A 25,925-nucleotide genomic window follows, 5' to 3' on the forward strand; every position below is an offset into this window, starting at 1 on the left:
TTCAGGAGGTTCTCATGAGTGCTGCTACCACGAACGACACCACAGAACTGCCGGTTCTTCCTGGCGAACGTTCCGCGCGTTGCCCGTTCAACCCGCCTGCCGAGTACGCACAGTGGCGCGAGGAGGAAGGCCTGCGGCGGGTGAACTGGAACGGCCACACGGTCTGGGCCGTGAACCGGTACGAGGACATCAAGACCGCCATGACCGATCCACGGATCAGCGCGGAAGTCCTTGGCATCTTGCAAGGTCACGGGAATCACGAAGGGCCCAACGCGCCGGAGACCTTTCCTAGGATGGACGACCCGGAGCACGCACGGCTGCGCCGCATGCTCACCAAGGACTTCACGGTCAAGCGGATCAACGCGATGCGCCCGCAGATCGAGGACATGGCCAACGACTTCATCGACAAGATGATCGCCAAAGGACAGCCGGCCGACCTCGTCACCGACTATGCACTGCCCATTCCCTCGTTGGTGATCTCCCTGCTGCTCGGGGTGCCCTACGCCGACCACGAGTTCTTCCAGACGATCAGCGCCACTCTGATGAAGGTCACCGTCTCGCGGGAGGAGAAGGCGAAAGCCTCCCGGGAGTTCTTTGGCTACCTGATGGAACTGGTGGCCCGCAAGGAGAAGGAACCGGGCGACGATCTGATCAGCCGCCTCATCCGCGAGCACGTCCAGACCGGTGAGCTCAGCCGCGAGACAGCCGCGATGAACGGTCAGATCCTGCTCTTCGCCGGACATGAGACCACCGCCAACATGATCGCCCTCGGAACAGCGGCGCTGCTGGAGAATCCCGACGCGGCAGCCACGGTCCGGGACACCGACGATGAGAGCGTGATCGCGAACGCCGTCGAGGAACTGTTGCGTTATCTCACAGTCGTGCACAGCCTGGTCGCCCGGGTGGCCAAAGAGGACGTCGAGATCGGCGGGCAGCTCGTCCGCGCCGGTGAGGGTCTGATCATGAACCTGCCTGCCGGCAACTGGGACCCCACGTTCACCGACCGGCCGGAGATCCTCGATCTCGACCGCCCGGCACGCGGGCACATCGCCTTCGGCTACGGCGTGCACCAGTGCATCGGCCAGACCCTCGCCCGCGCCGAACTCCAGATCGCCCTGCCCCTCCTGCTGCGCCGTCTCCCTGGGCTGAAGCTCGCGGTGCCCTTGGAGGACCTGCGCTTCCGTAGCGACATGAGCATCTACGGCGTCCACGAACTGCCCGTCACCTGGTGAACCCGACGACCGCGAAAGGACAAGACACCATGACCAACCTCAGGTTCGACGACAAAGTCGCCATCGTCACCGGAGCGGGCGGCGGGCTCGGCAAACACCACGCGTTGCTACTGGCCTCCCGTGGTGCCAAAGTGATCGTCAACGACATCGGCGGCTCGCTTTCCGGCGACGGCTCGGACGCCGCTCCTGCTGTGGCCGTCGCGCGCGAGATCCGCGAGCTCGGCGGTGACGCGGTCGCCAACACCAGCAACGTCGCCACTCCGGAAGGCGGCGAGGCGCTCGTCAACGCCGCGCTCAGCACCTACGGCCGCGTCGACATTCTCGTCAACAACGCGGGCATCCTGCGGGACGCGCTGTTCGAGGACGTCACTCCCGAATTGCTGGACCCGGTCCTCGACGTACACGTCAAGGCCCTGTTCCACGTGACCCGGCCCGCCTGGCACGCCATGCGCAAGCAGGGCTACGGCCGCGTGGTCAACACAACCTCCGCTGTCGGTTTGCTGGGCGGCACAAACAAAAGCAACTACGGCGCCGCCAAGGGAGCAGTAGCCGGCCTCACCCGGGTCCTCGCCATGGAGGGTGCCGAGCACAACATCAAGGTCAACGCCATCGCCCCGATCGCCGCCACCCGGATGCTCACCCACTCCCTGCGCGACGCCGACGACGGCTCCGGCCCTCGCCTCGCCCCCGCCACCATGGCCATGATGAACGCCGTTGTCGACAAGCTCGACCCCGCACTGGTTTCCCCCGTGGTGGCCTTCCTCGCTCACGAGGACTGCCCGGTCACTGGAGAGATCTACACCGCCGGTGCCGGCCAGGTCGCCCGGTTTTTCACCGGACGAACCGAGGGCTACTACCACCCACAATTGTCTATTGAGGACGTTCGGGATCACCTCTCCGAGATCCGCGACGAGACCGGCTACACGATCCCCGCCAATCCCGGCGAGGAGATGGCGCAGTTGCTGCGCACCATCGCGGCCCAGCCGCAACTGGTCACGGAGTAGGCATTTCGCGCCCGGCAGGGCCGGCGACTTCGCATCGGCCCTGCCGGGAACATGCGCCGCGATCTCAGCAGCCGGAGTCAAGAACACAACGTCCGCTGGTAGCAGCTCATCTCGCTGTGGAGGCCTTGTTCTCATGAGTATCCCAACCGACCAAACCGATCTGCCTGTCTTCCCAGCAGCACGCTCCCGGCGCTGCCCGTTCGACCCGTCCGAGCAATACACGGCCTGGCGCCAGGCCGACGGTCTGCAACAGGTCAGGCTGCACAACGGCGGCACCGCATGGGTGGTGAGCCGCTACGAGGACGTCCGCGCGGTTCTCGCCGATCCGCGGATCAGCGCTGACGCCCGCCGGTTTCCAGCGCTGCGGACGAACGCCGAAGGCGTACCAGCGGCGTTCCCACGGATGGATGGCGCCGACCACGCCGCAGTGCGGCGCATGCTCGCCGGTGACTTCACCGTCAAACGAGTCACAGCGATGCGCTCGCACATCGAAGAGCTCGCCAATGGCTTCCTCGACGAGATGATCGGCACCGGGGCGCCGGCAGACCTCGTTCGCGCGTATGCGCTGCCCGTCCCGTCGCTGGTGATCTCACTCCTGCTCGGCGTCCCCTACGACGACCACGCGCTCTTCCAGAGCCACAGCAACACCTTGATCTCCGTCACCGCCACCGCCGACAAGAAGGCCGCCGCACACAAGGCACTCTTCGGTTACCTGCTCGACCTGGTGACACACAAGGAAAAGAACCCGGGCGACGACCTCATCAGCCGCCTGCTCACCGACCGCGTCGCCACCGGTGAGCTCAGCCGCGAGGAAACGGCCATGAACAGCATGATCCTGCTGTTCGCCGGGCACGAGACCACCGCCAACATGATCGGCCTGTCCACCCTGGCCCTGCTGGAAAACCCTGAGCAGGCCGCCCGCATCCGCGACACCGACGACGAGGGCGTGATGGCCAACGCCGTCGAGGAATTGCTGTGTTACCTGACCATCGTCCAGGACAAGATCCACCGCGTCGCCACCGAGGACCTCACCATCGGCGGCCACCAAGTCCGGGCGGGCGACCTGCTGACCGTTAATCTCCCCGCCACCAACCGGGACCCCGCTTTCCTCGATCATCCCGACGTCCTCGATATCACCCGCAATACCCGGGGGCACCTGGCTTTCGGTCACGGCCCGCACCAGTGCCTCGGGCAGCAACTGGCACGCGCGGAACTACAGATCGCGCTGCCGGCCCTGTTGCGAAGACTGCCCGGCCTCCGGCTCGCGATCCCGTTCGAGGACATCAAGTTCCGGCACGACATGTCCGCCTACGGCGTGCACGCACTCCCCGTCACCTGGTGAACCGATGCAAACCGACACAACACTCCACCACGAGCCGACCCCGCTGGTGCCGCGGCGAGCGAAGCCGGCACTGGTGTTCAGCGTCCTGGCGCTGGCCGGGCTGGTGTTCGCGATGTTGCAATCGCTCGTCGCCCCGGCCCTGCCGGTCATCGCCGGTGAACTGAACGTCTCGACCGCCGAGATCAGCTGGCTGGTGACCGCCTACCTGTTGACCGCCGCCGTCGCGACCCCCATCGCGGGCCGGCTCGGCGACATGTTCGGCCGGCGCCGGATACTTCTCATCGTCCTCGGTGTGCTTGCCACCGGGGCTCTGGTCGCCGCACTCGCCGGGAACCTGGCCGTCCTCGTGATCGGCCGAGTCCTGCAAGGAGCGGGGGGCGCGGTCCTGCCGCTGGCGTTCGGCATCGTCCGCGACGAACTACCGGCCAACCGCGTCGGCGTCGCAGTCGGCCTGCTGTCGGCGCTGCTCGGCGCCGGCGGTGGTCTCGGCGCGGTGCTGGCCGGACCGATCGTGACCACCCTGGACTGGCACTGGTTGTTCTGGATCCCCCTCATCATGATCGTCCTCGCGGGCGTGGGCATCGCCTTGGGCGTACCGGAATCCCCCGTACGCGCCCGCAGCCGGGTCGACGTACCCGGCGCACTGCTGCTGTCAATCGGACTGGTGTGCCTGCTGCTGGCGCTCAGCAAGGGCAGCAGCTGGGGCTGGGCCAGCGGGCTGACACTCGGCCTCTTCGGCGGCGCGGCAGTCGCGCTCACCGCATGGGTCGTGGTCGAACTGCGGGTCCGCGCGCCGCTGGTCGACATGCGCATGCTCACCAGCCGCGGCGTGTGGACCACCCTCATCACCGGCACCGCCTTCGGCGTCGCCTCGTTCGGCTCGTTCCTGCTCACACCACTCCTGCTCCAACTCCCCACCACCACCGGCTATGGCCTGGGCAGAACCGTCAGCGAGGCCGGTCTGTTCCTGCTGCCCGCGACCGTCGCCATGGTCGTCTTCGCCCCACTGTCCGGCGCCCTGGACCGGCGTTTCGGCGCCAAACTCCCGCTGGTCATCGGCACCGTCATGGCCACGGCGTCTTTCGTACTGCTCGCCGTCGCGCACCACGCGGCGTGGCAGGTGCTGACCGGGGTCACCCTGATGGGTATCGGGCTCGGCCTGGCCTCCGCCGCCATGACCAACGCCATCCTCGCCACCGTCCCGCCGTCCCAGACCAGCGTCGCCACCAGCATGAACACCCTCGCCCGCACCATCGGCGGCAGCATCGGCACCGCTGTGCTCGCCGCCGTCCTCGCCGCCACCACGACCCACCACGTCCCCGCGGAGGCCGGGTTCACCTACGGTTTCTGGATCTGCGCGGGCGTACTCACCATTGCCATCCTCGCCGCCCTCACCCTCCCCACCGGCCGACGTCACCCCAAGGAACACTGACATTGGCCACCCACAGAGACCGGTGTAGTCCGGTAGTGCCCGCTGTGGCGCGGAGGTCAGATTCCACGCGAGCGCGCCCGCTAGCACGATCATCACGACCTCGTCGGCGATCCTGACCTTACGCCTGTGCCTGCGAAACACCGCGACCCGCTCGGGCACCCGTCGCCCCACCAACGCGAACACCAACAACGCCAACGCCGTCCCGACCGCGAACGCGAACGCGAGGGTCGACACGACGATCTCCGCGTTGATCTCCCCACAGGTACCCGCGAGACGGGGTTGATCTCCCACACCACAACGTACGTCGGCGAATCACAGCTGTTGTGGTTGCTCGGGTCGGCAGCCGGGTGTGATGGCGTTCTCGCGGCCGTAGATCGTCTTCGGGGTGTCCGGCGTATTTGCCCGGTTGTCGTTCGTCGACTTCGAATTTGGCGCACACTGTGCGGTATGGCGCGGTCATCGAGTGGTGAGTCAATGCTCTCGCGTGCTGTGCGGCTCTTCGAGGTGTTCGGTGTGGACACTCCGGCCTTGACGGTGTCGGAGTTGGCGAGGAGGGCAGGGCTGCCGGTGGCGACAGCCTCGCGGTTGATCAACGAGCTGGTGTCCTACGGCTGGTTGCGCAGGGACGCGAGCAAGCGGGTACGGATCGGGGTCCGGATGTGGGAACTGGCCTCACGAGCCTCCCCCACCCTGGGATTGCGTGAGGCCGCGATGCCGTTCATAGAGGCCCTGCACGCCGTCGTCGGCCACCATGTTCAGCTGGGTGTGCTGCAGGACCATGAGGTGCTGTTCGTCGAGCGGCTGTCGGCACCGGGAGCGGTGGTCAACGTGACCCGCATCGCCGGGCGGCTGCCGATACACGCCTCCTCGTCGGGGCTGGTGCTGTTGGCTTGCGGCGCAAGCGAACTACAGGAGTCGGTCCTGGCCGGCCCGCTGCGGGCCTTCACCCCGAATACCGTGACCGAGCCGAAAGCACTGCGCGTTCTCCTGGCCGAGACCCGTCGCAACGGCTACGCGTTCTGCGCCGGCTTCATCGACGAGAGCGCTACCGGCATCGCCGTCCCGCTGCGCGGTCTGAGCGGCCGCACCGTGGCAGCGTTGGGCGTGGTGGTACCCAACGATGACGCCGCCCGCATGCAGATTCCCGCGCTGCTGGCCACGGCCCGCGGCATCTCCCGCTCCATGCGCGGCGGTTGACACAAAGGGCGCGCGTCTCTCATTGAATGAGAAGCCAGTGGTGATCCCCGCCATGGCCCGGTCATTCTCAGGCTCCTGACAGACCTTGAGGAGCTCCGATGATCATGGCAGCGATCCCTATGGCGGTGGCAAGGAACGTCGAATTGGTCGTCACGGCCAAGACGGTCGTCGCCGACGGTGTGGTGTCTCTGACGCTGGCACATCGGGAAGGGCGGCGAATGCCGGATTGGACACCGGGCGCTCACATCGACCTGGTGTTGCCAAATGGGCTGACCCTGTACCGCTCGAAAAGTCATCGCGCCTGGTCAGGTGCCACAGTCAAGCCGTTGGGATCATGATCCGGTGATCGTGTCGCTGCTGTACCAACTGACCCGACGACTGCTGTCTGTCCCCGCTGTGCTGCTGCGCCGTGACACCACCAAGGACGCAGAACTGCTCGTGCTCCGGCACGAGAACGCCGTCCTCCGCCGCCAGATCACCGGCCCCGTCCGCTACGAACAAGCAGATCGGCTCTGGTTCACCGCACTGTCTTCACTGCTGCCCCGACGCCGCTGGCACAACGTCTTCCCGGTTCAACCCGCGACAATCCTGGCCTGGCACCGCACGTTCATCGCATGGAAATGGGACTACAGCACGCGCCGACGTCCGAGCGGACGACCGACCACTCACGCTGCGATCACGCAGCTTGTCCTTCGCTTGGCTCACGACAACCCGCGCTGGGGACACCGAAGAATCCAGGGAGAACTGGCTCGGCTCGGGCATCGGATCGCCGCGTCGACCGTCTGGAAGATCCTCAACTCGTCCGGCATCGATCCCGCCCCACGTCGAGCCGGCCCCACCTGGAAGCAGTTCCTCGCCAACCAGGCCCGCGGCGTCATCGCCGCGGACTTCTTCCACGTCGACACTGCACTCGGCACACGCCTCTATGCCCTGGTCTTCCTCGAGCACGACACGCGGCGGCTCCACATCGCCAGCGTCACCGAACACCCGACCCAGGAATGGACGACACAACAAGCCCGCAACCTCACCGCCCAGTTCGGCACACACTCATTCCGATTCCTGCTTCGCGACCGAGACGGAAAGTACTCTCCGGCGTTCGACGCCGTCTTCCAGGCCGAAGACATGGACATCGTGACCACCGCACCCCAGACGCCGCGGATGAATGCACACTGCGAACGAGTCATCAGAACCCTCCGCACCGAGCTCTGCGACCACGTTCTGATCGTCAACGAGACGCACGCCCTGCGCTCGCCGAAAACCTTATCCGTGCTGGTCAGACGCTACATACGATGACGTCGGCACGCTCCCTCATGGCAGGCGGTCCTACGGCAGGATGACCGGCTGTGCTGCTGCGACTGGCCTACCTCGGCCTCGCTAACACGTTCGCCCTCCTTCGCCTGCTCCCGATGAGTGATTGGGACAAAGACATCGAGATCCTCGCACTACGCCACCAGATCGCAGTACTGCAACGCCAACTCGGCGACACCAGGATGCGCTTCAATCCGGCGGACAGGGCGTTACTCACCGCGCTCCTGCACCCACTACCACGCCAAATCCTGCACAGACTCCGACTGCTGGCCCGCCCGGACACAATCCTGCGCTGGCACCGCGACCTGATCCGCCGACGCCACGCCAGGATGTCCCGACCGAAACGCCCGGGCCGACCGCGCACCATCCGATCCGTGCGAGTCCTGGTCCTGCGCCTGGCCAAAGAAAACCCCAGTTGGGGCTATCGCCGGATCCACGGCGAACTCCTCGTCCTCGGGGTGAAGGTCGCCGCCTCGACCGTGTGGCAGATCCTCACCGACGCCGGCACCGACCCCGCACCCCAACGCGCCTCCAGCACCTGGGCCCAGTTCCTCCGCTCCCAAGCCGACGTCCTGCTGGCCTGCGACTTCTTCGAAACCGTCACCCTCACCGGCACACGCATGTACGTGCTGGTGGCGATCGAGCATGCTCAGCGCCGGATCCATATCCTCGGCGCGACACCTCATCCGACCGCGGCATGGGTGACCCAAGCCGTCCGCAATCTCGTCATGGACCTCCAGGACGCCGGCCGCCGAGCTCGGTTCCTGATCCGCGACCGGGACGGCAAGTTCCCTCAGCTGTTCGACGTCATCCTCGCCGACGCCGGTATCGAGATCGTGCTGAGTGGTGTTCAGATGCCCAGGATGAACTCGATCGTCGAACGCTGGGTGCAGACCTGCCGCCACGAACTGCTCGACCGCGTCCTGATCTGGAACCAACGACACCTGCTCCACGCACTCCATGAATACGAGCAGTTCTACAACAACCACCGACCCCACCAAGGCATCGCCAACGCCCGACCACTACAACCACTGCCACAGCCAATCACCGAACCAGCCCAGATCGGTCAACTCGCCATGAATCGCCCCGGGTTTGGTAGAGACTCGTTACTGGGGTCAGGCAACCAGACTGGTCAGGTCGCCTAGCTCGTACAGGGTCTCAAACTCGGTCGGTGGCCGATAGCCACAGGCTTCATGAAGCCGTTGATCGTTGTACCACTCCACCCACGCGGCGGTAGCGATCTCGACCTCGTTCTTATTGTGCCACGGTCCTTGCGGTTTGATCAACTCTGTTTTGTAGAGACCGATGGTGGATTCCGCGAGCGCATTGTCGTACGCGTCACCGACCGTGCCGATGGACGCGTTGATACCCGAGTCGACGAGATGCTGGGTGAACCGAAAGGACGTATATTGACTCCCGGCATCGGAATGGTGAATCAGTTTGTCTTCACCGTCCACCCGGCGATAGTCGCGGTGCGACAGTCCTCTGTCGATGGCGTCGAGGACCAGGTCGGTTTCCTTGGACGTGCTCGCCCGCCAGCCGACGATTTTTCGGGAGAAGACGTCGATGGCGAACGCGACGTAGACGGTGCCCGCCCAGGTGGCGACGTAGGTGAAGTCCGCCACCCACAACCGGTTCGGCGCACCAGCCGCGAACTGCCGGTTCACCAGATCCGCGGCCCGCACACCGCCGGGGTCCTGGATCGTGGTGCGTACCGTCTTGCCGCGCACCGCGCCGGCCAAGCCGAGTCGGCGCATCAGCCGCTCGACCCGGCCGCGCCCGACCTCGACACCTTCCCGTGTAAGTTGGCGCCAGATTTTCCGGGCGCCATACACCTGATAGTTCTCGTCATACGCGCGCCTGATTTCCTTCATGAGTTCCTCGTCCCGGAACGCGCGTCGTGATGTCGGTCGCGACCGGGCGGCATAGTAGGTGGACGGAGCGATCTTGATACCGAATTCGGTCAGCACGGCACAGATCGGCTCGACTCCGAACCGGTCCTTGAATTCCGTGATGAACGCTACGAGCGTGGCGGTCGAGGGTCGAGCTCCCTCGCGAAGAAAGCCGACGCCGCCTTCAAAATATCGTTCGCCCGACGCAACTCAGCAACTTCCCGCCGCAACCGCGTCAACTCGGCCGACTCCTCACTCGACGTCCCCGACCGCGCCCCAGCATCGACCTCGGCCTGACGCACCCATTTACGCAGCGTCTCGCCCGACACGCCCACCTTCGCCGCCACCGAGCAGATCGTCTCCCACTCCGAGGAGTAGTGCTCTACCTGCTCAAACACCAACCCAACAGCACGCTCACGAAACTCACGTGAGTACCTCTTCCCAGCCATGATCCACATCCTCACTCAACGAGTGAGCCTCCATCAAACCCGGGGCGGTTCACCATCCGCCGACACCCACGTTTGGGCGGCATCCTTAATGAGTACCATCACGCTGCCTGACCAGTGCGGATGACATTTTCGGCAAGCGCAACGCTGGCGCCGCACAGAACTGCATCTTGGAGAGCCGCAGACACGGTTGGGCCGGGCAGCTGGTCTGGTCGCTACCCGGCCCAGAGTTCCACACTCAGAATGTTCAGGTTTTGAAGGGTGTTCTATTCTGTTCGGCCAGCACTTTACGCGCGATCGCCTCGAGACCTTCCCATGGGATCCGGTCTGGTTGGGTCAATCCACGTTGCTCGACGTATCGGGCAGCGTTGTCGGTCATGGCCTGGATCGCCTCGCCCCAGCCGCCTGGACCGAGTCCTGGACCGGGGATTACGCGCTCCGGTTTGAAGGTCCAGCCATCGTCGTCCTTCGTCAGTTTTCCTTGAATCGCCAGGGCGGCGATGTCGGCGATGTCTTCGTCATGGCGATGCCACAGCAACCATGCCGGTCCCGCGACTGGAGTCACGGCCTGCGGCAGGTCGAGGCGCATCAAGTCGGCGTCCCTGTCGTGCCGCGGGCGGAGGCGGAGGCTGAAGGGATAGCCGTCCTCGTCGACGAAGCTCAGCACTGGACTCGTGAACAGATGCAGGTAGAGATCGAGTTCCTTCCACGCACTCATGCGACACGCTCCGCGACTCGCTGACCCGTTTCGTCGGTGCTGAAGGTCCAGACACGTTCCGGTTGCACGGTTATCCGGATCCGGTGGTAGTACGCGGCCGGCGTGTACTCACGTGTCTCTTTGTCCAGCACGCTGTGCAGGGAGTCTGGTTGTTTGCGGAACAACGTCTCCCAGAAGTCCTCCAGTCCTTCCACCACACGGATTTCATCCGGTGCCGCGGCGCGGCCCTGGACCAGCACCTGGGAGGCGCCGCGCAGCCCGCTGCCAGTGTGATCGGAGAACAGCAACGACACCTTGTCGTTGCGGTGCAGGTGGTTCAGTTTCGCCGGATACGCGATCGCCGTGCTCAGGACGAACTCGTCGGCACCCGGCGTCAGCCCGAAGACGAGTGGCCATGTCACCGGCGTACCGGACTTCGCCACCGTTGACAACTCGCACACGAGGACGCGCTCCAGGATCTCGCGCACCTCCGGCGGTAGCGATGTGGGCATGCTGTCCCTTCTGAAGTCTCGGGGTAAGCGCGTCGCCGATGCGATTGTGACCGTGTCTCATCAGAGCGAATCGCGCAGTCGATTCGACCGTAGTCATACGATACACTAATCATACGTTGCACTTCGTCATACGTACCACTTAAGCTGTCGACCGGCCATGTACGACGACTCTGGGGAGAGTGCTGTTCATGCACGCACCTGCGCCACGTTTTCCTTTCGGGACAGGGGCCGGGCTCGACATCGATCCTGGTTATGCGGCGCTCGGTGCCGGCGACTCGCCCGCCCGGGTGACCATGCCGTTCGGCGGCGAAGCGTGGCTGGCGACGCGACATGCCGACGTCAAGTTCGTGCTCAGCGATCGCCGCTTCAGCCGCTCCGAGTCGGTCCTGCCGGACAAGCCGCGGTTCTGGGAGCAGCTGGGCCTCGACGGCATCGGGTACCAGGATCCGCCTGACCACAGCAGGTTGCGGCGGCTGGTGACCAAGGCGTTCAGTGTCCGGCGGGTCGAGGAGTTCCGTCCCCGGGTCCACGAGATCGTCGGCTCGCTGCTTGACGACCTGGCCGGCGAGACTCCCCCGGTCGATCTCGTCCAGGCTTACGCCTTACGTGTGCCGGGCGTGGTCATTTGCGAGTTCCTCGGCGTTCCCTACGAGGACAGGGACCGATTCGAGCCGTTCTTCGACGTGGTGGTGGCGACCGACGCCGTGCCGGTGGACGAGATCATCAAAGCCCGGCAGCAGCTGGAGAACTACTTCTCGGAACTGATCGAACGCGAGCGGCGCACCCCGACCGACGGCCTGTTCGGAGCCTTGGTACGGGTACGGGACAACGAGGACAAGCTCTCCGAGAAGGAACTGGTCGAATTCGGTTTCGGGTTGATCGTCGCCGGACATGAGACCACCGGTTCGGAGATCTCCAACTTCCTGCTCACCCTGCTACGCCATCCTCGGCAGATGGCGAAACTACGCGACGATCCGGGGCTCGTTCCGCAGGCGGTCGAGGAGCTGCTGAGGTACGTCCCACTGTTGACGATCGGCGGGATTCCCTTTGCCGCCAAGGAGGATGTCCAGGTCGGTGGCGTACTTGTCCGCGCGGGCGAGATCGTGATCCCCTCTCTGGAGGCGGCCAACCGGGACGGCGACGTGTTTCCCGATCCGCATTCGCTGGACATCACCCGGACCGACAACGGCCACGTGACGTTCAGCCATGGCATCCACCACTGCCTGGGCGCGCAGCTGGCGCGAGTCGAGTTGCAGAGCGCGGTCGCCGGTCTGCTGCGCCGTTTTCCCGGGATCCGGCTGGCTGTGCCGGAAACCGAGATCGAATGGAAGACCGGTCTGGTCGTCCGCGGCCCGAAGGCCCTGCCGGTCACCTGGTAGCGCAGCCGAACCCGAAACCCAATCCCCATAAGGAGAAGGTGCGAGTGCAGGCAGAACAAAGCGGAGTTGCCCTGATTCGCTGGCCCGAGGAGTCGGAACGGCGAATCCACTGCCGCGCCAAGGGTGTGCCCAGACTACTCGTCGTGGAAGGCGGCCACATGGCCCCGGTGTCCGGCGATGCCTACGAGGACTGGGTCCGCATGCCGGTCAGCGAAAGCGATGTACACGCACGGATATCCGTATTACGCGCCCGATTAACAGCCGACTGCACCCCTCGTGTGGACGCGCACGGGGTACTGCATTTCCGGTCGCGGTCGCTCGTGCTTTCGCCGACCGGCGCCAGCCTCGCCAACGTTCTGGCCGCATCGTTCGAGCAGGTCGTGCGGCGGGAAACCATGATGGAGTGGTTGTCGAGCAAGCAGAACCCTTCGCGCAGTGCGCTCGACCTGCACATCATGCGCCTGCGCCGCCGGATCTGGCCGTTGGATCTCGCGATCAGGACGGTGTGGGGCCGGGGCTACGTGCTCGAGTACTCCGAAAACCAGTCGGAACTGCCCGGACCCGAATAGCAGGCGTGGCTACCTGACTCGTTGCTTCGGCGCGCCTGTGCTCTCACGGCACACGAGTCGGGTGGCCAGCCTGGTCACGAACTTGGGCTGTTCACCGGCGAGGATGGTCAGCAGCCCGGCGATACCCGCCCGGCCGAGCTCTTCGCCCGGCAGGTCGACCGACGTCAAGGCCGGGTACAGCATCTGGGCGATGTGCGTGTCGCCGAACCCGATCACGGATAGGTCGTCCGGAATGGACAGACCAGCCGCCATCGCGGCGCGGACCACGCCCGCGGCCTGGATGTCGTCGTCACAGACGACCGCCGTGATCTCCTTGCGTTTGGCAAGCAGTTCGGCCGCCGCCGACTGGGCGTCCGACGCCGACAACGGCGTCGCGAGTTGCGTGGAGAAAATGCCCTCCGCAGCCCGCTTGAAGGCCGCGTTACGGGCCTGGAACGTCGCGGTGGACTGCTTGGCCCGGATGTGCGCGATGTGGTCGTGCCCAAGGTCGCGCAGGTGATTGACGGCTTCTTTCATGCCATCACCCACGGCGAGACTGATGCACGGAACGCCGGGCATGGTCTTCGAGTCGAGAGCGATCATGGGGACATAGGCGGAGCAGTCAGCCGGCGGCGGGATGGTGTAGGAGCAGGTCAGTATGCCGTCCACTGTGCCCGTGGCGTCGATGAAGGCGGACTTGGACTGGGCCGAAGCCAGCACTACAACGTAGCCGTGCTCGGCGGCCGCCTGCTCCGCGCCTTCGAGAACCCGGGAATAGAACGGGTTTTCGACCTCTGGTACAAGTAGGACGAACATGGACGAACGTCCCATGCGCAGCGATCTGGCCGCCGCGTGCGGACGGTAACCTAGCTTGTCGGCTGCGTCACGCACTCGCTGCTGAGTGGCCGGGGACACGCGTCCGTCAGCGTGCCCGGACAGGACAAGCGACACCGTCGACTGGGACACGCTTGCCTCACGGGCGACCTCGATACCAGTGGGGCGCTTCGACACCATGGTCAGATGGTATGCGACAGGTAGTGGTTCGTACCACGTGAGCCGGTCATCTTCGCTCCTCGGACCGCCGCGACGGGCCGGTCACCAGTACCGCAAGGGCACGGTGATCAACTGGTCGACGGGCGCGAAGTCGTCGGTGAGCTCGCCCGCACCTTCGGTGTAGCCAGCGGCGCGGGCCTCGTCGGCGACGATCAGCAGGCCGCTTCCGTCCCGTGCTGCGAGGTTCCGCCGCAGATCCTCGAGCGCGATCGGCGTGTCGGAGGCCACCACGATCACGTTGCCACCGGACGTGGTGTCGATGATCTCGTTGTAGGAGATGAGAACGACGTGCTTGAACACGCCCTGTACGGTGCGCACAGCCGACTTCACGAACTCCGACGGCGGGAAGTCGATGATGTTCATCGTGTACAGGCCGCCTGGCCGCAGGACACGCTGCGCGTCCAGAGCCACTTCCCGGGTGGTCAGGTGCCAGGGCGGGCTGTGTGCTCCGAAGGCGTCCTCGACAACGAGGTCGACACTCTGAGTGGCCTGCTGGCGTAGTCCCATGCGGCCGTCGCCGACCTCGACGCGCAACCTGTCGTCCGGCCTCAACAGCAGCTCGCGCTTGGCGAAGTCGACAAGACCAGGATCGATCTCGTACACCGTCTGCACACCGCCCGGACGAGTCAGCCGCAGGTTGGTCGGCAACGTGCCCGCTCCCCCGCCGATGTGCAGTCCGTCGAGCGCCTGACCAGGCTTGATCAGATCGGCGGCCGCGGCCAGCGCCTGGACGTAGCCCATGTGCAGCCGGCCGGGGTCGGTCATGTCCACGTGGCTGTGCTCGGACGTGCTCAGTTTGAGGATCTTGACGTCGGCTTTCTCCGGATGGGCGACGGTCCGGATGCAGTTGTAGGCCGACTCGACCTGACACGGTTGTGGCGCGACGACCGTCAGCACGGCGGCGCCTAGACCTGCCGCCATGAATGCGGCGGCGACGACGGCCCGCCTGCGAGCGAACGCTATCTCGGTGATCAGCCCTCCCACCACCAGGATCCCTCCGGTGATGAGCAGGATCGTGCTACTGGGCAGCGTCGCGACCAGCACGAAGCCGGTCAGGAACGTGGCGAGGATGCCGCCGAGCGTGCCGATCCCCGACAGTCTGCCGACCACCCTGCCAGTCCGCTCCAGGCTGCTGAGCTGCAGTTTGACGACCAGTGGGCTGACCATCGACAACAGCAGGCACGGCACGAAGATAGTGAGGGACGCCAAGCCGATCACGGCGATCGGGCTTGTTGCCTGCAGTGATCCACCCACCCAGCGGAGCAGGGGAAGGACCAGCAGGGTGCAGATCCCGCCGGCGATCAGGCAGCGTCCGATGAGCTTGGCCGGATCCCGAGTGTCGGCCAGACGGCCGCCTGCCCACGCCCCGAGCGCGATGGCGGCCAGCGCGATGCCGATCACCGCGGAATTGACCTGGAGGTTGATCCCGATGTACGGCGCGACCAACCGGGCAGCCAGGACTTCCAGCAAAAGCACTGCCGCGGACGACCCGAACGCCAGCACGGCGGCTGCCCACGCCGGCAGCCGGCGGGGTACCTGCTGCCCCACAGGCCTGCTTGCCTGTTCTTGGAGTTGGTCTTGAGCCGCCATGGATTCTCCGATCGTCGAGCCAGATACCCGTTGGCACTGCCGAACGAAGCCGAAGATATGGCTGGGGCCATCGTCGATGACCGGGATACGTCGGGAATCTATCAACCAGAAGCCAGGCAGGCGGTGAGCACAGCGCTCGCCTGGCCGGTCCTCACTGGCGGCTCAACCACCGCAAGACCGCTGTACAGCAGGAAAAGCCGTTCTGCCAAGGGCTCGACCCGAGTAGCGCAAACACGGTCGGCGTCGAGCAGACATCGGAGTTCGTGCCGCATCGCGGTCGCGTAATCCGCCGCGGACTGCTTGAACGACATACCGAGATCCCGCAGCCGGACGACTGTGCGGATCGAGGCGGGCTCGTCGACACCGGTCAGCTTCACCAATGTGGATACCAGATGCCCAGCGTGGCCGTCGTTCACTCCGGTGACAGAGTCGCGGAGCATCGCCTGCATACGTTCCCTGCTCCACCGAGTCGTGGCGAGCAGAAGTTGCGCCTTGGAGCTGAATCGCACCAACAGGGTTGCGGGTACGAGCCCCACGTCGTCCGCAACCTGCTTGAGAGTCAACGCAGTGAGGCCGTGCCGTGCCAGTCTTGCGGCAGCAGCTGCGGCGATGTCCTCGTCCGTCACTGGGCTGCGCGGTCTGGCCATGCTCGTTATCTCCCTCTGCCACAACGCATCATACGTACGACGGACTGGCAGGTATATAACAACGGTCTGTCGCATCTCTGGGCCGGCCGATAGGCCCCTCATACGCTCGGCCCGACCTCGACTCTCTCGGGAAGTGACGCATGCCGGACCACGGGCACGTTCGCACCTTCAACCGGATCGCCGACCGCTACGACGAGAAGTTCGGCCGGGACTGCGAGACCGCACACACAGTCGTCCTCCAATGGGCACGGCAGGCCGGGATCTGCCCGGAAAGGGTGCTCGACATCGGTTGCGGGACCGGCGTTCTGCTGGAAGCAGCGGCTGCCGAGTGGCCTGGCACGGCATTGCTAGGCATCGACCCGGCGAACCGGATGCTGGCCATCGCCAGGAGACGGCTGGCCGGCTCTGAGCACGACTTGCGGGTCGCTCAGGTCGAAGATCTGCCTCACTCGGACGCAACCGTCGATCTGGTGCTCAGCACGACTTCGTTCGGCCACTGGACCGATCAGGCGGCCGGGTTGCGTGAAGTGGCACGAGTGTTGCGCCCCGGCGGGCTGTGCGTCATCGCCGAGCACGCGCCACCTGGCTGGCTCATGGCCACCACGCTGAAAATCATGGGCCGGCTGCCCAGGCTGGCCGACCGGCAGCAGTTGCAGCAGATGGTGCAGCGGGCCGGGCTGCTGGCCGAACGCGCCGAGGTGGTCCCAGGCACATTCGTGGTGACGCAGTCCCGCAAGCCAGCGCAGGAGCGGCTCTGATGGCCAAGACCGTTCAGGTGCTGGTGATCGGTGCGGGGCCGACGGGCCTGACGTTGGCGGCGGAGCTCGCTCTGGCTGGAGTGAGCTGCCGCGTTCTGGAGCGGCGAGACGAGCGCTCGCCTTGGTCGAGGGCGTTCGGCCTGCTGCCCCGATCATTGGAACTGCTGGACATTCGTGGCCATGCCGGGGACTTCGTGGCCGCGGGTCTGCCATGGACACTCGCCCCGCTGGGTGACGGCCGGAGCTGGCTGGACTATCGCTGTCTGGACAGCCCTTTTCCCTACATGCTCGTCATACCGCAGAGCACCACCGAAGAGCTGCTGGAGAACCGAGCGGTAAAGATGGGTGCCGAGGTCGTCCGTGGCGCGCAGGTGACCGGGATGCAGCAGCACACGTCTGGTGTGTCCGTGGAGGTCACCGACGAGGCCGGCGTGCACATCGAGGAAGCGGACTACGTCGTCGGCTGTGACGGTATCCGGAGCGTCACACGCTCCTTCGCCGGCATCAAGTTCTCCGGTTCCCCCTATGACAGTTCGTTGATCGTGGCCGATGTAGCGCTCGCCAGCCCGCCGGAGCCGGAAGTCCACGCCCGGACCGGACGGCGTGGCATGGTCGCGGTCTTCCCCTTCGGCAACGGGATGTACCGGTTGATCGTGCTGGACCACGAACGAATGAAGGCCGGCGTCGACGAGCCGGTCACCGTCGCGGAACTCACCGACAGCTGCCTGGCGCTGCTGGGCTTCGACCCGGGGATTCACTCTCCCGAGTGGATGTCGCGCTACCGCAGCGAGCAACGCCTCAGCGACACCTACCGGGCCCGGCGAATCCTGCTCGCCGGCGATGCCGCGCACACCCACGTTCCGTCCGGTGGGCAAGGACTGCAGACCGGCATACAGGACGCGATGAACCTGGGCTGGAAACTGGCCGGACGAGTGCACGGCTGGGCCTCGGAAAGCGTCCTGGACAGCTACGAAGCCGAGCGCCTGCCCATCGCCAGGGCCACCCTTCGCAAGACCGACATGCTGTACAAGTTCGAGACATCACAATCGCCGCCGGCACGGGCACTTCGCTGGCTGAGCGTGCGTGCCGCGAAGCTACCGCCGATGGAAAAGGCGGTGGTGGCGCAGCTTTCCGGATTCACGCTGCGGTATCCGAAGCCACGCCGGGATGCCGACCACGATCTGGTGGGCCGGCGGCTGCCGGACGCAACGGTGCGTTCACGTCACAACGGCTCGCCGGCCCGCCTCTACACCGCTTTCCACACAGGCAAGTTCGTGTTGCTGGATCAGTCACCAGGCGGGATCTGCGCGGCGGCGGTGCGGGCGGCATGGCCTGACCGGGTGACGATCGTGGAAGCGGGCCGCACGGACCGGCACGACTGGCCGGAAGCGATCCTTGTCCGCCCTGATGGTTACGTCGCCTGGGCGGGCAACTCGGCGGCCACACCCGATCTCCGATCGGTCCTCGGCCACTGGTGCGGTCCTGCGGCGAGTACCGGGCATGACCGCATTCGCTGAAGCCCCAACACGTCATTCGTTACACTGCACTCGCGGACAGCCGTCCGCGCTCGAACCGAGTGGAGTGTTACGGGTGCACGAGACACCGGAAGACCTGCGCAGGACGCAGGCGTTGATCGACGACAGTCACGGCCGCGCGGGCGCTCACCTGCGCAGCATCATGTCCGATCCCAGCCGGATCAGCGCGGAGGAACTGTCTGGATTACTCACCGGTGTACAGGTTCTCAACGTGGCCACGGTGACGGCGGCCGGGCAACCACGGGTGGCCCCCGTCGACGGACTGTTCTACCGTGGTCAGTTCTGGTTCGGTTCCTCGCACGACTCGGTCCGGTTCCGTCACCTGCGCCGCAGGCCTGCCATAAGCGCGACACACACCCGCGGCGAGGCGCTCGCGGTGATAGTCCACGGCACCGCCCATGAAGTGGATCTCGGCTCCGCGGCCGGGGGCCCGTTCCGCGACTACTGCCTGGAGGTCTACGGCCAGGACTGGTACAGCTGGGGTGCGCCGGCGGCGTACGCCCGGATCGACGCCGAGAAGATGTTCACCTTCCGGAGCCGGCATTGACCGAGTGGATCCAGGTCTCCGGAGCTCGCACGCACAATCTCCGCAATATCACCGTCCGGATTCCACGCGGCAGGATCGTGGCGTTCACCGGGGTGAGCGGCAGCGGCAAGACCTCACTGGCGATCGACACCATCCATGCCGAGGCGCAACTGCGGTACCTCGAAGGGCTGTCCCCCTTCGTCCGGCAGTACATCACGCCACGAGACCGTCCCCAGGTCGACCGGATCGACGGTCTGGGTGCCACGCTCGCGGTGGACCAGCGCAAGCTCAACCGAAGTTCCCGGTCCACTGTGGGCACTATGACCGGGATCGACGCCTACCTCGGGCTACTGTACTCCCGACTGGCCACAATAGACGGTGAGACCGATGTCGCGGCGTCGCATTTCAGCAAGCACAGCCCGGAAGGCGGCTGCCCTGAATGTCACGGGGCAGGCGGCTCGCTGCACGCCGATGCCGATCTGATCGTCACAAATCCCGACCTGCCCTTGCTCGACGGGGCGTCACCGTGGTTCGCCAAACTCCGCTCCACTGAGCAGACGGCGCTGCCGTTCCTCGCCGAGCGCCAGGGCGTGGATCTGTCTCTGCCGTGGCGTGAGCTCCCGGAGACGTTCCGCGACAGCGTGTTGTATGGCACGGGCGACGAACCGATCGCGATCAGCATCAAGGTCCCGAACAAGAACTCCAACGCGGAGTGGATCTACCAGAACAACAAGCCGATGCTCGGTGCGATCGCCGAGGTCGAGAGATTGTTCGGCGCGGCGGGAACGGAGAACGCCAAGCAACGCTACGTCCCGTTCATGCGGCAGGCCCCCTGCCGGTCGTGCGACGGCAGCGGGTTCGGTACCGCCGCACGAACCGTCACGCTCAACGGCATGAGCTACCGGGATCTGGTGAGTGTGCCGGTAGGCCGGCTGGCACCGTGGTCCCAGGAGCTGGAACGGCACCTGACCGGAGTACGACGCGAGATCGGGGAGGTCCTGTTGCCAGAACTCCGGCAACGCGCCGATCTCCTGGAACGGCTTGGTCTCGGGCACCTGGAGCTCGAACGGCCGGCACCCTCCATGTCCGGCGGTGAACTGCAACGTGCCCGGACCGCCGCGCAGCTCAGCACGGCACTCAGCGGCATCGTCTTCGTCCTCGACGAGCTCTCCTCCGGGCTGCACCCGGAGGACAAGCAGAACCTGGCACCGATCCTGCACGGCCTGCGTGACGCCGGGAACACCGTGCTGATGGTCGAGCACGACCCCGACGTCATCGCCCTGGCCGACTGGGTGATCGACCTCGGCCCCAGCGCCGGCAGGCACGGTGGTCAGGTCATGTTCGCCGGAACACCGGCCGACCTGCGTGCGCACCCCCAGTCGCCGACCGGCCGCTATCTCACCTCGGACACGCCACGCGTTCAGCGCGCGAGCGGGCGGCCGCTGGAGCGTTCGGGAACGCTGGTGCTGCATGACGTGAACGCCAACAACGTCCGGGCTGACCGGATCGAGATCCCGCTGGGCGTGCTCACGTGCGTGACCGGCGTCAGCGGCAGCGGCAAGAGCTCGCTGCTGCACCTGGCCTTGGCGCCGGCTGTCACGGAGGCGCTGGCGGCTGAACACCACGACTCGGTCCGCGAGATCACCGGGCTCGAGCCGATCCGGTGGGTCGAGGTCGTCGACCAGAGTCCGATCGGCCGCACGCCGCGATCCAATCCGGCCACGTACACGAAGGCGTTCGACTCGATCAGGCAACTGTTCGCGTCGACACCACAGGCTGCGGGCACCGGTCTCGACGCCACCGCGTTCTCCTTCAACGCGGCCGGAGGCCGGTGCGAGGCCTGTACCGGTTACGGCAAGCGCCTGGTGGACATGCACTTCCTGCCTGATGTCTGGGCCACTTGCGACGTCTGCCAGGGCCGCCGTTTCACCGACGCCGTGCTCGGCGTGACCTACCTCGGCATGGCGATCGATGAGGTGCTGCACCTGACGGTCGACGAGGCGGCGCAACGTTTCGAGGAACCCCAGTCCCTGGCAGAGACACTGCGCGCCCTGCAGAAGGTCGGCTTGGGATACCTGGAGCTGGGGCAGAGTGCGACGGACCTGTCCGGCGGCGAGGCGCAGCGCCTGAAGCTCGCGAACGCGTTGCGCCGCACCAACCGTGGCCGCAAGCCCGGTCTTGTCCTGCTCGACGAACCACTCACCGGGCTGCACCCGTCCGACGTGCAACGGATGGTGGCCACGTTCGACGATCTGCTCCAGCGCGGGAACACCGTCGTGGTCGCTGAGCACGACCTGCACCTGGCCGCCTGCGCGGACTGGTTGATCGACATGGGCCCAGGGGCGGGCGACCGTGGCGGACTGGTCATGGCGGCGGGCGCGCCCCAGGACGTGAGCACTGCAGACAGTGTGACCGCCGGCTACCTGCGCAAATTGCTGGCATGACAGTGCCGGGGTGCGGTCGCGGACCACACCCCGGCGACCAGTCAGTGACCGGCAGGGGCCGCCTGGTCCGTGGTCCGGGTCCTCGGCAACGCGAGTACACAGAGGACAGTGAGGACCGGGACCACCAGGAGCCAGAGGAAACCGGCCTGGAATCCCGAGGTCATCGCCTCCCGGCTGGTGCCGTCCGGCGCGGACGCGATCACGGACGCGACGACCGTGTTGAGAATGGCCAGCCACAGGGCGGCGCCGATCTGCTGTGATGTGCTCAGCAGACCGGACGCGAGTCCCTGCTCGTTGTCAGCCACCCCTGTCGTCGAGACGATCATCGCGGGCGCGAAACTGAGTGCCGCGCCGGCACCGCTGATCACCAGTCCGGGCAGGACGTGCGCCCAGTAGTTGCCGTCGGCCGGTGCCAGGCTCAGCAGCACGGCGCCGACCCCGGTGAGCACAGCCGAGCCCAGCAACAGCGTGCGCACGCCGAAGCGCTGGACCAGGCTCCCGGTCCGCGACGAGATGACCAGGATCACCAGTGTGACCGGCGCGAAACCCATCCCTGCCTGCAGCGGGCTGTACCCGAGTACGCGCTGCAGGTACAGCGAGCTGAAGAACACCGACACAGTGGCGGCACCTGAAGTCAGGACGCAGATCAGGTTGCCGTAACGGACGTTGCCGTTGCGGAACATGGACAGCCTGATGATCGGGTTGCTCGCGCGCAGCGCGTAGAGCACGAACGCGACCAGCACAAGAATGCCCGCGGACCCGGCGATCAGCACAAGCGCGCTCGCGCCGTGTTCAGCCAACTGCGACACCGCCGCGACCAGGAGCACGACACCCGCGGTGAGCAGGCTCGCCCCGAACACGTCCGTCCTGCCCTCCCCGCGGGGCGGATCGCGCCGCACGATCTTGATCACCGCGATCGCCACCACCAGCCCGATCGGCAGGTTGATCAGGAAGATCGACCGCCAGCCGGCCAGGTCGGTCAGCACACCGCCGAGCAACTGCCCGGCGATCGCGCCGCCAGAGGAGACCGCACCCCAGATACCGAGTGCCTTGTTACGCCCCTCTCCTTCGCCGAAGCTGGTCGTCACCAGAGTCAGTGCGGCCGGCGACACCAGTGCGGCGCCGAATCCCTGGATGGCGCGCGCGATGAACAGCATCAGAGCGTCACCGGCGAACCCACAAAGGGCAGACCCGATGGTGAAGACCGTGATGCCCACCAGCAGAATCCGCTTCGGCCCGAACAGGTCGGCCGCCCGGCCCGAACTGACCAGGAAGCCGCCGAAGGCGAGGCTGTAGGCGGTACTCACCCACTGGATGTCTGCGGTCGGCACCCCGAACTCGCCCTGGATCGACGGTACGGCCACCGCCACGACCGCGACATCGAGAATGAGCATGAACTGTGCGAGGCACAGCAGGATCAACAAGGTGCGGCCGGCAGCGCCTGTCCTGGGTGCTGACCCGACCGCCGCACCGTTTGTCTCACTGTTGGTCATGAGTTCCCTGTCCCAAGTGAAGTCATACGAATGAAGTGGTGCGGAGTCAGCTCAGCGAGTCGTGGAACGCCCGCCGCCAGTTGGGCCGATGGCCCGTGACGTCTGTGTGGCCGTACATCTCGGCCAGGTCCCAGCTCGCGAACAACTGACCGGTCTTGGCCATGACGTTCTTGTCCGCCGCGAGAGCAGCGACCCCACGGCCGAGATACCGGGGTGTTTCGGATGCGGCGAAGGACGAGTCCTGCACGATCGCGTCCCGCCAGTTCTCCTCGGTGACACCGAAATGGTCGAGCATGGCCTCCGAGCGCAGGAAGCCCGGCGTAACGGTGACGGCAGCGATGCCGTAGTGCCGCAGTTCGGCCGACAGGCCGAACCCGAGCCGCCGCACCGAGTGCTTGGCGAGGTCGTAGAAGAGGTCGTCACGGTAGCCGTTGTGCCCTTCGGCCGCGTCGGTCACCTCCACGACGAGCCCGCAACCGTTGCGCACCAGCAACGGGACCATGTGCCAACTGGTGATCAAGTGTGTCGTGACGGCGAGTTCGAGCGTGCGAAGCCCGGTGCCCAATGGTCGTTGCCAGAACGGCACCCCGAAGTGGGCGAAGCTGTCGCTTCCCCAGATGTCGTTGACCAGGACGTCCAGCCGGCCGTACGTCTCATGGATGGTCGCTGCCAGCTTGGCGACCTCCTCCTGGCTGGTGTGATCGACCTGGATCGCGATCGCGGTGCCGCCGGCATCGTTGATCAAGGCGGCGGTCTGCTGGATCGTCTCCGGCCTGGCCATCTCCGATGGCCGGCCGTCCACGCTCCGGCCGGTGACCACGACAGCGGCACCGGCTGCGCCAAGCTCGATCGCGATCCCTCTGCCACACCCACGGGTCGCGCCGGTGACCAGCGCGACGCGGCCCGCCAGTGGCCTGGTTCCCTCATGCATGTCGCCCCTCCGCGGATGAGTCCCCTCGATCAGTCATAGGAATGACGTTAGTCAATCGTATGACTTCGCGGCTAGAGGGGTACCCTGAGCGTCGTCAGCAGCGCGGCCGGAGTTCGAGGGGCGCCCCGGCCGCGCCGGATCATCTGGAGTCCACTTTGTATTGACTGACCCACATCGCGGCCAGCTCGTGCTGCAGATCGCCGGGAAGCCTGTGCACACCGGGTGCCGACTGGCCGCTCGCGGCACAGGCCGTGGTGAGGTACAGCTCCGCACAGACCAGATCGAGGACCTGACCGAGAACGCTTTGATCGAGAAAATTGACCGGTTTCCCCGCGTTCATCAGATGGATCATCCTTCCGGCGCGCTCGAAGTCGGTGGTCTCGCCGGCTGTCTGCCGCAGGCAGGCATTCGCGTACAGGGCCTCGACGTCGAACTCGACCTGCTTGCTGCTCCCGCTGACCAGCACGACGCCGTCATGCAGCAACGGGATGTCCTGAGCGTGCAACGACCGATGACCGGAGACACCGATGATCACGTCCGCCTCGGCGATGAGCCGATCGCGCTCCCCGACGCGGGCACCCCGCATCGCTGCCGCGGCAACGCGAATGCTGTCGGTGTCGTACACGCTGACCTGGCCACCCATTCGCTGCAGGTGGTCGACGACGGCGGTGCCGATCTTGCCGTAGCCAAGAACGAGAACGTTCTTCTCGTGCAGCAGCTGGAATTGCATCGCACGGACCAATCGGTCCGTGGTCGCCACGATCGCCCTGCCCACCTGGATGTCCTCCAGCGCCTTCAACGGGCTGTCGGCGATGGTGAACACCGGTAAGGGCAGGGGCTGCATGTACTCGTATCGCCAGAGTCCCTGCATGGTGTCCTCGACCACGGCCTGAACCCCGGCCGCGGCCATCCGATGCGCACTGGACGCCGCGTACCCGCCGACTTCTTGCAGGACAACAGGTTTGCCTGACCTTGCGGCAGCTCCGCAAACCATGTCCACCGCTTCTCGCGCGAGTTCACCGGTGTCCTCCGTCAAGCGCACCGGGACCTCGCCAAGCTGTTGTACCGCGCCAAGACGTGTGCTGTACGGCACCGGCAACACGCACTCGATGTCGAAAACAGATGCCAGGGCACGCACGTAGGGCACCGCGGTGTCGAGAAGGTGTGTGATGAGGACAAGCCTGCAGTCAACGGCCGGCCATCGGCGCACGGTCTGGTCGAGGACTGGCAGATCCGGTGTACGACAAGGCCGCTTGTGCAGGTCAAGTGCGGTCTCAGGTGCGGACAACAAGGTGCGGGCCTCCGGCATGCACAAGTGGTCCGCGCGCGGACCGGGCTGAACCACGGGATGGGCTGCGACAGGGCCGGTCAACCGGTGGCTTCCGGTGATTCGTCGGCATCGTCGGTGTGGTGTGGCTCGAGGACGTATCCCCGCGACCAGGCGGTTCTGATCGCCAGGCCCAGTGGCTCGATCCGCCTCCTGAGACGCATGATGTGCAGGTCGAGGGCGTTGCGGCCGTCGGAGGAGCAACTCAGCTCGTCGAGAAGTTTCTGGCGGTGCACCACGCTGCCGAACGAGCGCACCAGACTGCTCAACAGAAGGGTCTCGGTCGGCGAGAGGACGATGGACTTCGACTCGTACCGCAGGATGCCGTTCAAGTCGATGTCCGGCGTGCGTTCCAGGTGCCGGCGGGCTTGCAGATTGGCCATGCGCACGCGTAGGTCGTCGCGGGTGACCGGCGGGCGCACCCAGTCTTCCTGCAGGTCGACGTTGGACGGCGGATCCACCCCGTACTCCAGGACCAGCAGACGTAACTGGCCCGCATCACTGAGTCGCTGGCGCAACTCTGATTCCGCCGGCCATCGGACGAGCACAACGCGCTGGTCACTGAACGACTCGGTCATGTCTGCTTCCCCCTGGCGACAGCAGCAATGAGATATTCGACGAGCGAACTCGAT

24 protein-coding genes are annotated in these 25,925 nt (G+C 65.9%); 14 read left to right on the forward strand and 10 right to left on the reverse strand.

The annotated features are described in order from the left end of the window. The first annotated feature begins 14 nt into the window (after positions 1 to 14). The 8 genes from JOF56_RS48125 (at position 15) to JOF56_RS59040 (ending at position 8,660) form a co-directional block, all read left to right on the forward strand. Positions 15 to 1,232: a cytochrome P450 gene (locus JOF56_RS48125; RefSeq protein ID WP_209646177.1), complete on the forward strand. Its 1,218-nt coding sequence runs from the start codon at positions 15 to 17 to the stop codon at positions 1,230 to 1,232. 29 nt (positions 1,233 to 1,261) lie between these two features. Continuing rightward, positions 1,262 to 2,236, forward strand: a complete 975-nt coding sequence (locus tag JOF56_RS48130; RefSeq protein WP_209646178.1) for an SDR family NAD(P)-dependent oxidoreductase — start codon at positions 1,262 to 1,264, stop codon at positions 2,234 to 2,236. A gap of 133 nt (positions 2,237 to 2,369) precedes the next feature. Beyond that, complete coding sequence (locus JOF56_RS48135; RefSeq protein ID WP_209646179.1) at positions 2,370 to 3,578, forward strand: cytochrome P450; 1,209 nt, start codon at positions 2,370 to 2,372, stop codon at positions 3,576 to 3,578. A gap of 4 nt (positions 3,579 to 3,582) precedes the next feature. Beyond that, positions 3,583 to 5,010 (forward strand): MFS transporter, encoded by a 1,428-nt coding sequence (locus JOF56_RS48140; protein ID WP_209646180.1) that lies wholly within the window; start codon positions 3,583 to 3,585, stop codon positions 5,008 to 5,010. A gap of 474 nt (positions 5,011 to 5,484) precedes the next feature. Continuing rightward, positions 5,485 to 6,207, forward strand: coding sequence for an IclR family transcriptional regulator (locus tag JOF56_RS48145; protein WP_245378713.1), 723 nt, complete (start codon positions 5,485 to 5,487; stop codon positions 6,205 to 6,207). 98 nt (positions 6,208 to 6,305) lie between these two features. Beyond that, positions 6,306 to 6,545 carry a hypothetical protein gene (locus JOF56_RS59035; protein WP_245378714.1) on the forward strand — a complete coding sequence of 80 codons (240 nt, stop codon included), beginning with the start codon at positions 6,306 to 6,308 and terminating at the stop codon, positions 6,543 to 6,545. A 4-nt stretch (positions 6,546 to 6,549) separates the two neighbouring features. After that, positions 6,550 to 7,500, forward strand: a complete 951-nt coding sequence (locus tag JOF56_RS48155) for a DDE-type integrase/transposase/recombinase (protein WP_209646182.1) — start codon at positions 6,550 to 6,552, stop codon at positions 7,498 to 7,500. Between the two features lie 50 nt (positions 7,501 to 7,550). Then, positions 7,551 to 8,660 carry an integrase core domain-containing protein gene (locus tag JOF56_RS59040; RefSeq protein ID WP_307855601.1) on the forward strand — a complete coding sequence of 370 codons (1,110 nt, stop codon included), beginning with the start codon at positions 7,551 to 7,553 and terminating at the stop codon, positions 8,658 to 8,660. Here JOF56_RS59040 and JOF56_RS48170 read toward each other — a convergent pair. The 3 genes from JOF56_RS48170 to JOF56_RS48180 form a co-directional block, all read right to left on the reverse strand. Continuing rightward, a protein-coding gene (locus JOF56_RS48170; protein WP_372448287.1) for an IS3 family transposase occupies positions 8,631 to 9,865 on the reverse strand; the annotation gives its coding sequence in 2 pieces (ribosomal slippage) (positions 8,631 to 9,580 and positions 9,580 to 9,865; 1,236 coding nt in all). The two genes, JOF56_RS59040 and JOF56_RS48170, sit on opposite strands and share 30 nt — an antisense overlap. 235 nt (positions 9,866 to 10,100) lie before the next feature. Then, complete coding sequence (locus tag JOF56_RS48175) at positions 10,101 to 10,571, reverse strand: hypothetical protein (protein ID WP_209646183.1); 471 nt, start codon at positions 10,569 to 10,571, stop codon at positions 10,101 to 10,103. Then, positions 10,568 to 11,062 (reverse strand): pyridoxamine 5'-phosphate oxidase family protein, encoded by a 495-nt coding sequence (locus tag JOF56_RS48180; protein WP_209646184.1) that lies wholly within the window; start codon positions 11,060 to 11,062, stop codon positions 10,568 to 10,570. Before JOF56_RS48180 ends, JOF56_RS48175 begins: the two co-directional genes overlap by 4 nt. Before the next feature lie 188 nt (positions 11,063 to 11,250). Between JOF56_RS48180 and JOF56_RS48185 the strand changes: the two genes are divergently transcribed. Further along, on the forward strand, positions 11,251 to 12,441 hold the full coding sequence (locus tag JOF56_RS48185) for a cytochrome P450 (protein ID WP_209646185.1): 1,191 nt from the start codon (positions 11,251 to 11,253) through the stop codon (positions 12,439 to 12,441). A 44-nt stretch (positions 12,442 to 12,485) separates the two neighbouring features. Then, positions 12,486 to 13,010, forward strand: coding sequence for a helix-turn-helix domain-containing protein (locus JOF56_RS48190; protein WP_307855602.1), 525 nt, complete (start codon positions 12,486 to 12,488; stop codon positions 13,008 to 13,010). A gap of 9 nt (positions 13,011 to 13,019) precedes the next feature. Here the strand turns inward: JOF56_RS48190 and JOF56_RS48195 are convergent, their stop codons facing one another. The 3 genes from JOF56_RS48195 to JOF56_RS48205 form a co-directional block, all read right to left on the reverse strand. Next, complete coding sequence (locus JOF56_RS48195) at positions 13,020 to 14,003, reverse strand: LacI family DNA-binding transcriptional regulator (protein WP_209646186.1); 984 nt, start codon at positions 14,001 to 14,003, stop codon at positions 13,020 to 13,022. Positions 14,004 to 14,084: 81 nt separating this feature from the next. Further along, positions 14,085 to 15,632, reverse strand: coding sequence for a fused MFS/spermidine synthase (locus JOF56_RS48200; protein ID WP_209646187.1), 1,548 nt, complete (start codon positions 15,630 to 15,632; stop codon positions 14,085 to 14,087). A 101-nt stretch (positions 15,633 to 15,733) separates the two neighbouring features. After that, the gene (locus JOF56_RS48205; protein WP_209646188.1) at positions 15,734 to 16,279 is read right to left on the reverse strand and encodes a TetR/AcrR family transcriptional regulator; all 546 of its coding nucleotides are present in this window, start codon (positions 16,277 to 16,279) and stop codon (positions 15,734 to 15,736) included. Positions 16,280 to 16,419: 140 nt separating this feature from the next. On the opposite strand from JOF56_RS48205, the gene JOF56_RS48210 reads away from it, so the two are divergent. From JOF56_RS48210 to JOF56_RS48225, 4 genes are all read left to right on the forward strand, one after another. After that, on the forward strand, positions 16,420 to 17,037 hold the full coding sequence (locus JOF56_RS48210) for a class I SAM-dependent methyltransferase (protein WP_209646189.1): 618 nt from the start codon (positions 16,420 to 16,422) through the stop codon (positions 17,035 to 17,037). Further along, entirely contained in the window at positions 17,037 to 18,554 is a 1,518-nt protein-coding gene (locus JOF56_RS48215) for an FAD-dependent monooxygenase (RefSeq protein ID WP_209646190.1), read from the forward strand. Before JOF56_RS48210 ends, JOF56_RS48215 begins: the two co-directional genes overlap by 1 nt. 73 nt (positions 18,555 to 18,627) lie before the next feature. Then, a complete protein-coding gene (locus JOF56_RS48220) occupies positions 18,628 to 19,119 on the forward strand; it encodes a pyridoxamine 5'-phosphate oxidase family protein (protein ID WP_209646191.1) in 492 nt (163 codons plus the stop codon). Further along, positions 19,116 to 21,542, forward strand: coding sequence for an excinuclease ABC subunit UvrA (locus tag JOF56_RS48225; RefSeq protein WP_245378715.1), 2,427 nt, complete (start codon positions 19,116 to 19,118; stop codon positions 21,540 to 21,542). The genes JOF56_RS48220 and JOF56_RS48225 overlap by 4 nt, the downstream gene beginning before the upstream one ends. 41 nt (positions 21,543 to 21,583) lie before the next feature. On the opposite strand, the gene JOF56_RS48230 is transcribed toward JOF56_RS48225, so the two are convergent. The 4 genes from JOF56_RS48230 to JOF56_RS48245 form a co-directional block, all read right to left on the reverse strand. Next, the gene (locus tag JOF56_RS48230; RefSeq protein WP_209646192.1) at positions 21,584 to 23,035 is read right to left on the reverse strand and encodes a DHA2 family efflux MFS transporter permease subunit; all 1,452 of its coding nucleotides are present in this window, start codon (positions 23,033 to 23,035) and stop codon (positions 21,584 to 21,586) included. A gap of 46 nt (positions 23,036 to 23,081) precedes the next feature. Beyond that, on the reverse strand, positions 23,082 to 23,966 hold the full coding sequence (locus tag JOF56_RS48235; protein WP_209646193.1) for an SDR family oxidoreductase: 885 nt from the start codon (positions 23,964 to 23,966) through the stop codon (positions 23,082 to 23,084). Between the two features lie 139 nt (positions 23,967 to 24,105). After that, on the reverse strand, positions 24,106 to 25,275 hold the full coding sequence (locus JOF56_RS48240) for an NAD(P)-dependent oxidoreductase (RefSeq protein WP_209646194.1): 1,170 nt from the start codon (positions 25,273 to 25,275) through the stop codon (positions 24,106 to 24,108). 59 nt (positions 25,276 to 25,334) lie between these two features. Then, positions 25,335 to 25,871 carry a winged helix-turn-helix domain-containing protein gene (locus JOF56_RS48245; RefSeq protein ID WP_209646195.1) on the reverse strand — a complete coding sequence of 179 codons (537 nt, stop codon included), beginning with the start codon at positions 25,869 to 25,871 and terminating at the stop codon, positions 25,335 to 25,337. Positions 25,872 to 25,925 lie beyond the last annotated feature (54 nt).

It is taken from the genome of Kibdelosporangium banguiense, assembly GCF_017876405.1.
Taxonomy (GTDB): Bacteria; Actinomycetota; Actinomycetes; order Mycobacteriales; family Pseudonocardiaceae; genus Kibdelosporangium; species Kibdelosporangium banguiense.